General features: G+C 41.9%; 2 rRNA genes. Both read left to right on the plus strand.

The window, feature by feature from the left end:
• Positions 1-117 (plus strand): 23S ribosomal RNA (locus BGP78_RS14215); the annotation flags it as partial.
• A 139-nt stretch (positions 118-256) separates the two neighbouring features.
• A 5S ribosomal RNA gene (gene rrf, locus BGP78_RS14220) occupies positions 257-371 on the plus strand.
• Positions 372-1,231: the final 860 nt, after the last annotated feature.

Genomic DNA, 1,231 nt, shown 5'->3' on the forward strand with positions numbered 1-1,231 from the left:
ACTAGAGCTATAAGCTCTCTGAAGGGCCGTTGGAGACTACAACGTTGATAGGCTGGGTGTGGAAGCATGGTGACATGTTAAGCTAACCAGTACTAATTACCCGTGAGGCTTAACCATACAACGCCAAAGTGGTTTAAGCGACAGAAGTTAGTGTTACTAAAGTAGCGTTTTACAGAATTAGTTATAGATTGACTAATATTTATCAGAATTCCAGATTTAGTTAGCTTGAAGATTTCGAGTTAACACACCAGATTTGCTTGGTGACAATAGCGTTTTGGACCCACCTGACCCCATGCCGAACTCAGAAGTGAAACGAAACAGCGTCGATGATAGTGTGGCAGTTGCCATGTGAAAGTAGAACATTGCCAGGCATTAAATTAGAGAAACCCGTTGCAGAGATGCGACGGGTTTTTTGCATTTGGGGTTTAGGAAAAGGGATTTGAGAAAAATGGGGATTAGGAAGGGATTTCAGGTCGCCATGCATGAAGGATAATGAAAAGAATGGACCCTGAAATGAATTCAGGGAGACGGAGTTTTGTCTTTAGACGCGGCTTTTTTATTGCGCGGGCCCTTTTGTATTCCTGACGAAGGTCAGGATCCATAACGTCTATGCTTACTTTTGTCTTCCTGACGCAGGTCAGGATCCATAGCGCTCATAATGACCATTGTTACTTTCATACACTTTGTACTTTAAAAGGCAGTGAAAAGCCATGGACCCTGAAACCAGTTCAGGGAGACCAGCCTCACACTTTTGTCCTCTTGACGAAGGTCAGGATCCATAACTCTCATGCTTTTTGCCACTGTTATTTTCATACCTTTCTGTACTCCTAAAGTGCAGTGAAAGGCATAGACCATGAAACCAGTTCAGGGAGATGGAGGTTTTTATTTTGAGCCGGAGTTTTTATTACTCTCACCCCGTTGTCTTCCTGACGAAGGTCAGGGTCCATAATACTCATGCTTGCAATTGTTATTTTTACACACTTCTGTGCTCCTAAGGGCAGTAAAAACCATCGGCCCTGAAACAAGCTATGGACCTTGAAATGATACCAATCTGCTTAAGTTTGTGATCTAATATATGTACACGGATTAAAGCATGCTCACTTATATGGATTTAGATACATCTAGAAAGCTTTTAGCACTATCTCGAAGAGAATCAAATGCCAGAAAGCGTATTCGATTACTCGCAGTATCCTTATTTTTAGAAGGTGAAAACCGAACCAATATTGCCAAA

The organism is Pseudoalteromonas sp. MSK9-3 (assembly GCF_003590335.1).
GTDB lineage: Bacteria > Pseudomonadota > Gammaproteobacteria > Enterobacterales > Alteromonadaceae > Pseudoalteromonas.